At 59.4% G+C, this 9,524-nt stretch carries 6 protein-coding genes and 1 pseudogene; 3 read left to right on the top strand and 4 right to left on the bottom strand.

Annotated features, from left to right (window positions below):
• Positions 1-321: 321 nt before the first annotated feature.
• Both EN955_RS31895 and EN955_RS31900 read left to right on the top strand, forming a co-directional pair.
• Positions 322-1,713 carry an FAD-binding oxidoreductase gene (locus tag EN955_RS31895; RefSeq protein WP_013525274.1) on the top strand — a complete coding sequence of 464 codons (1,392 nt, stop codon included), beginning with the start codon at positions 322-324 and terminating at the stop codon, positions 1,711-1,713.
• A 96-nt stretch (positions 1,714-1,809) separates the two neighbouring features.
• A pseudogene (locus EN955_RS31900) lies at positions 1,810-2,010 on the top strand (helix-turn-helix transcriptional regulator); the annotation flags it as partial.
• Positions 2,011-2,274: 264 nt separating this feature from the next.
• Here the strand turns inward: EN955_RS31900 and EN955_RS31905 are convergent.
• From EN955_RS31905 to EN955_RS31920, 3 genes are all read right to left on the bottom strand, one after another.
• Positions 2,275-3,180, bottom strand: a complete 906-nt coding sequence (locus EN955_RS31905; protein ID WP_024505892.1) for a transcriptional regulator GcvA — start codon at positions 3,178-3,180, stop codon at positions 2,275-2,277.
• Between the two features lie 782 nt (positions 3,181-3,962).
• Positions 3,963-4,562, bottom strand: a complete 600-nt coding sequence (locus EN955_RS31915) for a sulfotransferase family protein (RefSeq protein WP_013525272.1) — start codon at positions 4,560-4,562, stop codon at positions 3,963-3,965.
• A gap of 235 nt (positions 4,563-4,797) precedes the next feature.
• Positions 4,798-5,103 (bottom strand): invasion associated locus B family protein, encoded by a 306-nt coding sequence (locus tag EN955_RS31920; RefSeq protein WP_081714437.1) that lies wholly within the window; start codon positions 5,101-5,103, stop codon positions 4,798-4,800.
• A 459-nt stretch (positions 5,104-5,562) separates the two neighbouring features.
• On the opposite strand from EN955_RS31920, the gene EN955_RS31925 reads away from it, so the two are divergent.
• On the top strand, positions 5,563-6,909 hold the full coding sequence (locus tag EN955_RS31925) for a family 1 glycosylhydrolase (protein WP_127218607.1): 1,347 nt from the start codon (positions 5,563-5,565) through the stop codon (positions 6,907-6,909).
• 644 nt (positions 6,910-7,553) lie between these two features.
• Here the strand turns inward: EN955_RS31925 and EN955_RS31930 are convergent.
• Entirely contained in the window at positions 7,554-8,741 is a 1,188-nt protein-coding gene (locus EN955_RS31930; RefSeq protein ID WP_013525270.1) for a cation:proton antiporter, read from the bottom strand.
• Between the last annotated feature and the right edge of the window lie 783 nt (positions 8,742-9,524).

The raw sequence follows: 9,524 nt of genomic DNA on the forward strand, positions 1-9,524 counted from the left end.
ACGCTACCCTGTCACAGATAGTCGATATCCACCCAGATGTTACGCCGCAACCGGCGGCGGTGTTACGTTAGTCGAGGTATACCGTGGTGTGCGAGCTGCTCGGCTGGTGGCGTGCGCCTCTCCGTTGCTTGATGTGACTGTCATGGGGCCGCGAGCCGACTGGCAGCTTCCTAGAATCCAGTTGGCAAAAGCGGCCATTCCGCACCGAGCGCCACTTATCGGATCGAAGGTGTTTTCGGCGTCACAGGCCCGCCAACTGGTGTTATGCTACTTCTCACCGCGAGGCTTGAGCTTACGCGGTGAGAAGTTGAGGAGGAGGATATGTTAGAGACGCAGCTTCAAAGTCGCAATGGCATGCCGATTGGCGCCGACCTCATCGATGAGTTCGCTTCGGGGTTGGCTGGCCGCCTTATCCGGCTCGCTGATGCCGATTACGACGAGGCACGCCGTATTTGGAACGCGGCAATTGATCGACACCCTGGACTGATCGCACGCTGCCTCGGTGTCGCTGATGTAATCCACGCAGTGAAATTCGCTTCTAAAAACGACCTTCTTGTCGCGGTGCGTGGGGGCGGTCACAATGTCGCCGGGCGCGCGCTCTGCGACAACGGCATCGTGATCGACCTCTCCGCCATGCGTGGCGTGATGGTTGAGCCCAAGACCCAGACCGTGCGAGTTCAGGGCGGCGCGACGCTTGGCGATCTCGACCGAGAGACGCATTTGCATGGGTTGGCGGTGCCGGTCGGCGTCGTCTCTAAGACCGGCGTTGCCGGTCTGACGCTCGGCGGCGGCGTAGGCTGGCTGGTGCGCAAGTACGGACTGAGCTGCGACAATGTGATTTCGTTTGAGCTGGTGACAGCGGAGGGCAACCTGCTGACGGCCAGCATGGAAGAACACCCCGACCTGTTCTGGGCTTTGCGCGGCGGCGGCGGCAATTTCGGCATCGTCACCTGCTTCACCTTCCGGGCGCAGCAAATATCTTCAGTGCTCGGCGGCCTGATCGTTCACGCACGCGACAAGTCCGGTGAGGTGTTGCGCTTCTATCGTGACTTCATGGCCACGGCACCGGAGGAACTGACTGCCTACGCGGCCATGCTGACGACACCGGACGGCATGCCGGCGATCGGCGTAATCGCATGCTGGTGCGGTGACGTGGTAGAAGGCGCACGTGTGCTGGCGCCGCTGCGAGCTTTCGGTCCCCCAATGCTCGATGCCATCCAGCTAATGCCCTTCCCGACGATGCAGAAGCTGCTTGACGGCGCTTTCCCGGACGGCACCCACAATTTCTGGAAGGCGAGCTTCGTTCCGCAACTTACCGACACGATCATAGACCTGCTTGTCGAGCATGGAAATCGCATGAAGTCGCCTCTTTCGGCCTGCATCGTAGAGTTCTATGGCGGCGCGCCAGGCAGGATCAGTCGCGCTGAATCCGCCTTCGCCCAGCGCGGCGCGGAATACAACATAGGAATGACCGCGCAGTGGGTGGATCCGGCCGAAAGCGAAAGGCATATTGCCTGGGTACGCGCCATGTATGATGCGTTCGAGCCGCATTCGAGCGGGATGCACCTTCTGAACTTTCAGAGCGAGCCCGCGGACCAAGTTATCCGCGCCTCATTCGGCGAAAACTACAGACGGCTTGCGGAAGTGAAAAGCAAATACGACCCGACCAACTTTTTTAGCGTCAACCAAAACATCTCGACCGCGACACATTAAGCGCCCTTCGACAAACTGGGGCGAACTGATCGAAAGTTCCCTTGGGGTCAGCATGATCGCGGCACTAAAGGCGCGTCCTATTTCCTCCCCGCGGCAAAACGGGCACGAGCTGCATTGGGCTGGGGGGTTTTAGAGCTTGCTAAGGAGGCCGGAGTCTCAACTCAAACCGTTGTGCGATTCGAACGAGGCGAGACGTTGAAACAGTCCACAATAGTTCAGCTTAAAGCAACGTTCGAAGCAGCCGGAATAGAGTTCATTTCAGAGAGTGGCGGTGGTCCTGGTGTGCGCTTGTCACGTGGATTGGAAGCACCTAGTCGAAGGCGGCACCTGCGGGCGGCATTACGGATTATCTGTTCCCGATCAATGTCAGCGCTGCCCCTCAAATCGGTCCTAGAGTTCTACTTTGCGAATGCCTAAGCGCTGACATTCCGGCGACCGCGGGTGCGCGTCAGCCGAACTTTATCTGCCTTCGTCTGAATCACTGCTTGAGACTGATAACCGGACCCTCGCCGTCGCAGTCGAGCGGTTGCGACTGCCGTGCGTTCGCGGTTTAACGTGCCACTATGGATCGAGCGTCTGGAGGCGAGACACGTCGTCAGCGGCCTCGGCCAACAGCCATTCACGAAATGTGATGATTTTAGGGACCATCGACATCGCGCGGGGGCAGACGATCCAGTATGTCTTGGACAATCGCAGAGCCGTAGCAAACGGTCTGACGAGGCGCCCGTTGATGAGATCCCAAGCCGCAAGCGTGGTGCGGGCGAGTGCGATGCCCTGGCCGTCGACAGCGGCGTCTATGACCATGCTGGCACGGTTCAGGACCGGTCCGTGGGAGAGTTTGGCATCTCGCACGCCAGCAGCCTCGAGCCATTCCGACCAGTCCTTCCGGTCATCAAGATGCAGCAGCGGAAATTTCAACACATCGGACGGCTCGCGCATCCGCTGATGAAGTTTGGGACTGCAAACCGCGAACAGCTGCTCGGAACACAGGCGGACAACATCATGCCCAGCCCAGTTGCCATCGCCATGCCGCACGGCAAGATCGACGTCCTCTCTTGCGAAGTCGACGTGATGCATGGTTGCGGAAACCCTGAGGTCGATGTCCGGATGCGTCTCTGCAAACCTGCCAAGGCGATTTACCAACCACTTGGAGGCAAAGTCGGGCGACGTGCTGACCGTCAACGCGCCGGCCCTGGATAGATGCTGAATGCGTTGCGTGCCGAGAGCTATACGGTCGAAGGCATCACGTACCACCTCTAGATAGGAGAGGCCGGCTCGCGTGATGCTCAGCTTTTGACGTTCGCGATCGAACAGCCTGACGCCCAATTCGAGCTCGAGCGCCTTCACCTGATGGCTCACCGCGCCCTGCGTCACGGATAGTTCGTCCGCCGCCCTGGTGAAACTCCCGTGGCGAGCCGCGGCCTCGAAGGCCTTGAGGGCGTTGAGTGATGGCAGTCGGCGAGCCAATTTTCTACCATGTCATGAGAAAAATTCGGCCAAGCACGAGAAACCATGCTTTGCGCCCGTGGGCAGATTGGAGCATTTCAGCGCGACACGTCAACATGGATGCAGCGAGAGGATGAGAAATGTTCAATCACCCACTTACTGAAGGCCGGAGGCCTCCGTCGTCGTTGCCGACGCATGTTCGTCACATCATCAACAATGCGACAGGACCTATTGTGATAGTATCGCGTTGGATACAACTCTACCGCCAACGTGGACAGCTGGCCGAGCTCGAAGACCATCAGCTTGCAGACCTGGGTCTTGGTCGTACGCAGGTTCGGAACGAATGCGCGAAGTGGCCTTGGCAGGCCTAACTCTCGGCCGCCGTTGCATTCTGGTCAGATCAAGCCGGTGCCTACCTAAAAATGACCCCTTGAGGACCGGCTTGCCGACGCATCGGCAACCCGGCTCCTCGCAATCCTGCAGCCGTCCCTCGACCAGCCTGGGCGTACGTGGGGCGAGGTTCTCCGCGCCGCCGCTATGGTGCCACTGACATCATGGTCGAACACGCGCACGCTGTTGCAGTCGGGCGACTTTGCGCCTCAAGTTGGCCATTGCACTTATCATGGCCGCCGCCCAGTAGCGGACATCCGAGAGCGGCTAGCCGCATGGCACCTTCGCGCCCAACAGCGCCCACCGTCCCTTTCTGATGCACCCGCTCCCCCGTTGGTTACACGCAACGGAGCCGGCGTGGACAGGCTGCTACGCGCATTGGCCTGGCTTCGGCGTCGAACTCGGTGTGGGGCTTATTTGGCGAAGCGGTTTCGGAATTCGGTAGTGGTGTTGCTGTGGGGGAAGGGTTCAGCCGGGATCGGCACGCCGAGAAAGGCGCACAGGTTCGGCCAGCCGTCGGCCACCTTACAGACCAGCAGGCGCGACGGCGGGAAAGCTGAGATCACTTCGGCGTTGTGGGCTTCGAGCACTTCGATAGCATGGGTTTCGTCGTCGAGACGACCGCCGAAAATTTTCGTCTCTATGACGGCCCGGCCAAAACTTTGCGGGTCGGCGGTCTCGCCCATGGTGTTGAAGATCGTGACGCGTGCGCTCCTGTACCAGTCCTCGGGGTTGCGAACGGTGAGGATGAGCTTGGCGTCGGGGAAATACTCGGCGAGTTCGCGCCAGAAATAGGCCGTCGGCCAGTCGACTGCCGACTTGTAACCGGCATAGACGACGTCCCAGTTCGCCGGCTCGCGGCGCCCGGCCGCGCGGATCAGGTCGCGGTGCTCGGGGTTAGAGTTGACGTCCTCCATGTGATGGCACGGCCCAAACCCGAGCATTTCAAGCGCCAAGTTCAGAGTGTGCGTGCCGGTGCGGCCGAACCCAGCCCCGATAACAGAGAATGCCATGCGATCCTCCTGTGGCGGGAGCGGATCATAGATTGCACCGGTTGGGAAGGGAGGATGGTCCTGGCGCATCCTGAGAGACCAATTGGAATATCGAGAGATGCGCCGAACTCGCTCTGTCCGAAGACTAAATACCCGGCCTGCCGGTTACGGCGTCGATTGCGATCCGAGCCGCAGAAACCAGGCGGCAGACTTCGTTCCAGTATCATAGCCGCTAGAAATCTCGCAATCCCGGCCATCACAGCGCCTCCTTCTGATCGGTGCTCCTGACCTCGCTCTTCAGCGCCGCTCCTCCCCGCAATGCGGCCACTGTTCCTTCATCGAGGGTGAGCTGGACGATGCAGCCGGCGGGCACGCAGGTCGAGAAGCGAAGCACGTCGAGCGACGGGCCGTCGTCGATCTGCAGGCTTGCGCCGGCGTCGAGCAGAAGCCCACGGAAGCACGAGGTTGCCGGCCAAGGTCCCATCGCTGATCCGCCTGAGCTCGACAGCCTTGTCCGCTGGCCGTTCTGCTGCGTTTGTTGCTGTGAGACAGCGCAGGCGATCTATGACATGTGAGGCTCCAGTCCTGGTAGCTCTCCTGGAGTGACGTCGCACCGCCCGGAACCCATATCATCTTTTGCGCAAACACCGAAATGGCAAAGCCCATCAGAGCGCAGCAGTTGCATCAGCAGGAGGCTTCAGCCCCAGTTCCTACGGATCATATCTTGATCTATTCGTATCAGCCCGGCTCGCTTCGGCGCCAAGCTCATTGCCCCTATCAGCCTGCAACCTGCCGACTACCACTTGACACTGAAGCCGAGCTTGGCACCGATCGACCGGCTGTCGCTGAACTCCTTCAGGCTCGACTTGGCGAAGGCTTCGCCGAAGACGCTGTGCGTGGTTACGGTGGACAACCGCCTCGGCCAGGCCAGGATCACCGACCCTCAACCACCTTGCAGGAACGGCGTGGAGCACTGAACGTTGAGCAAGTCAGGCATGTCTGCATTGGCTGAGGACCATCAATGTTCACGTTCATGTTTGCCACCGGCATCGAGAACAGCACACCGACTATTCGAGGAGGGCGGGAGCGGGTCGACGAACTGGAAAAATGTCGCTTCTACCATCGATGGCGCACCGACTTCGAACTCGTCCAGGACCTCGGGCTCCATTTCCTCCGCTACGGACCTCCCATTCACAAAACGTGGCTAGCTGATAGACGTTACGACTGGGCTTTCGCCGACGAGACCTTCTCCGACCTAAAGGCGAAGGACGTTCTCCCGATCGTCGACCTTTGCCATTTTGGCGTGCCGGACTGGGTTGGTAATTTCCAGAACCCCGACTTTCCGAGACTATTCGAACACTATGCCCGGGGTTTTGCGATCCGCTATCCGTGGATCCAGCTCTTCACGCCAATAAATGAGATGTTCATCTGCGCCACCTTTTCAGCCCGCTGGGGTTGGTGGAACGAGCAACTGAGCAGCGACACCGCCTTCGTCACCGCCCTCAAGCACATCGTGAAGGCAAACGTGCTTGCCATGCGGGCGATCCTCGAGGTGCGACCGGACGCGATTTTTATTCAGAGCGAATCCTCGGAATACTTCCACGCCGACTCTCCCGAGGCGATCTTAGGGGCGGAGCGGTTCAACAGAGAGCGTTTCCTGTCGCTTGATCTCAACTACGGTCACGACGTCGACGCGCGCACCTATCGTTACCTTCTCGAAAACGGGATGACGGCCGAAGAATACAGTTTCTTCCTGGAGAACCATCTGCGTCGGCATTGCGTGATGGGCACCGATTATTACCAGACCAACGAACATCGGGTTTGGGAAGACGGCACGACGTCCGGGTCCGGCGAGGTGTTTGGCTACGACGAGATCACGCGGCAGTACTTCAACCGCTACCGGCTACCTGTCATGCATACAGAGACCAACATCAGCGAAGGCCCTAATGGAGACGAGGCCGTCTATTGGTTGTGGAAAGAGTGGGCCAACGTGCTGCGCATCCGCAACGACGGCATTCCCATCGTAGGCTTCACCTGGTACTCACTGACGGATCAGGTGGACTGGGACAGTGCGCTTCGGGAGAACAACGGACGGGTCAATCCGCTGGGCCTCTATGACCTCGACCGCAATCCAAGGGCGGTTGGACGGGCTTTCAAGGCGCTGGTCGCGAACTGGAATAAGCTGTTGGCCACACAAAGTGTGTGCCTTGCTTTGCCGGTCTTTCTTCCCTCGCAGCAGAATGATGCCATTGTTCGTGCGCAGCAGGAGTATGCGCGCAGCCTGCTGAGCGTGGACCGGGTCGCTGAAGGCGGCTCCGAACCATTTGCTCTGCCCCGGATAGAGGCCGAACCTGATGCGCCTGGATAAGCACGCCGCAGGTGCGCGGGCGTGGATTGAGAACCCCTGTGAAGTCGATCGAGACCATGACAGGCGAGAAGGTGGCGTTCATTGAGTGGACATCGGTCATTCAAGAGACTGGTGGTCGAAGACAACATCCCGAAAGACCAATGGCGGTATCACGCCGCGTCGTTGGTCGCCACACTTACCGGAAAGCAGAATCCAGACCCCAAGTTGGTCAACTGGGTCGCTCGGAAATGAACGCGCCGAGCCCTTAGCATCCAGACGCCTCGCTGATCAAATTCGCGCGGGAATTTCAGCGACGGGCAGATGCACAGTTGGATGACCTCCACTTGACCATCGAAGCGACGCTTCGAACAACGAAAGATCCCGCAAGGTTTTAGATCGTCTTGCCATGACGACCAATGCCATCCCGAACGAACGCTCTGAGCGCCTGTAAGCGGGATGTTTACTAGCTCTTGCTTGACGCGGACCCACCCGCTCCAGACTCTTGGAGATGGGTGGGGGTTTCAAGGTGGCGATGAAGGCGCGCTGTCACGGCGGTGGTGCGTGGCCGTGCGACGCCGGATCGCATCAGCATGACGATCCCCTCTTCTGCTTAGCCGGTGACTGGTCGGGCGTCTAGGTCGGCGGCGGAGCGGGGCGACCAAGTCTCAGTCTCTAATCGTCAGCCCCATCCTTCGGATAAGCCAAGGCATAGTGAGGCCCTGGACGAAAATTGAAAACGCCACGACAGCAAACGCCGTGACGATGATTTCCCCCCTTTCGGGTATCCCTTGCGGCAGTGCAAGGGCCAACGCCAGTGCAAGCGATCCTCGCAGTCCTCCCCAGACCAGAATGTGCTGGTACTTGACGTTGACCTGGAGTGAGGTCCCCCTCAGCAGGGCACAGAGTGGATAGATGGCCAGCACGCGGCCGAGGAGCACGAGCACGACAGCAATAAAGGAGCTTGCGGAAAAGATCCCCAACGGCTGGTGGGCTTCATGTCCACCAATCAGAATGAACACAATGGAGTTGGCCAGGAACGCCGAATAGGTCCAAAAGGCGAGCACGTGGCTTCGTGCATTGGCCGAGATAGCACCCTTCCAGCCGACATTTCCGACCAGCAGGCCGGCAGTCAGCGTCGCCAGCACACCCGACATGCCGAACTTTTCAGCGGCAAGAAAAGAGCCGTAGGCGGCAATCGTTGTCAATGTGATCTCAACCAGGTAATCTTCAGTCCGCCCCGCGATAAGAAGAATTAACGCTGCCACAGCCGCGCCTGCGGCCACCCCACCCGTCACTGTCCAGCCAAATGACGACGCTATAGCTAACGGCGTTGCGCTGGCGCCAGCAGCCACAGAGATGAGAATTGCAAAACCCACCGCGGCTGCACCGTCGTTGAGTAGGCTTTCGGATTCGACAAGGAGACGGAGGCGAGCTTGCACTTTCATTTCCTTGAAGGCCGCCAGCACTGATACCGGGTCCGTGGCGGCGATCAGCACACCGAACAGGCTCGCTCCAATCCAGCTCCACCCAAGCAGCAGATGCATGCCGACCGCCACTGCCGCAGCTGCGATCGCGACCCCTGGAAAGGCAAGCAGCGCTGTCACCGGCAGATCTACTCTGAAGTGACGCCACTCGATCTCCAGGGCAGCCTGGAAGATCAGCGGCGGCAGGAACACGGTGAAAATCAGATCACGGCTGAGAGGCAGCTCGGCAACGCCCGGGAGGAAGCTCAGTGCAATGCCGGCGACAACCAAGCCGACACTGTAAGGCAGCCGCAGACGCCTCGAAATCATGGCCACCAGCGAGGCCGTGAGCAGGATCATTCCTAGGGTGGGGATAGACAACGCTTCCACAGTTCCTCCTAGTCAAGCGAAGTTACGAAAGGGTGAGCTTCCTGAGGTCTGTTCACACTCCCGCCAATGTAATGTACGACGCCACCGAAACCACGTGCGAGACGATGGTGCTAATCCTGCTGGTGACAATTGCTGCGGCGGTGAGCTCACAGGCCTGGAGCTATACTGCGACCGCGATTTGGTACTTAATGGCACCCGACTGGCAATCATTGGATGCTGCTCGAGCTTGATATCGCTGGCTGCTGAGATGTGCCGCAGGTCTTTCTTGAGTGCAAGGCTCCGCCTCCCTTCCGCGTTCCTCGCACCCACCCTTGCCCGGTCGGTCTGTCTGGGCGCGCTTTCCGTGAGCACACATGAACATATGCGCCGACGACGCTCGACACGTGCTGCAAAGAGCGCGGTGTACCTCTTGGTTGCAGGACGCAGAGCGCTTTCGCTCTCCGACCCTACGTGTACCCTTGCAAAGACCGAGACATGAGCGGGAACAAACCTCACATCTGGGATGTCAGTAGAGCCGTTTGAGGAAGCGACTAACAACAATGCTTCTTGCCGTGGTGCCCAGCAATCACCCCATGGTGGCGCCAACTGCGATCTGCGCTTGCGAAGGCGTCCGGCCTAGGTCGGACATGATCAGTTTGCCAAGTGACCGTTACGGCGGAACACCGCGTTTAGGATCGCTTCGTAGGCGCTGCCCACGTCTTCCTCGATCTCAGTGGTTTTGATGCCGAGCGCTTTAGCATCGGCGAAGAGCTCTTGGGTCAGCTCGGCAACAGAGGTTGTATC

This window comes from Mesorhizobium sp. M7A.F.Ca.CA.001.04.2.1 (genome assembly GCF_003998485.1).
Taxonomy (GTDB): Bacteria; Pseudomonadota; Alphaproteobacteria; order Rhizobiales; family Rhizobiaceae; genus Mesorhizobium; species Mesorhizobium ciceri.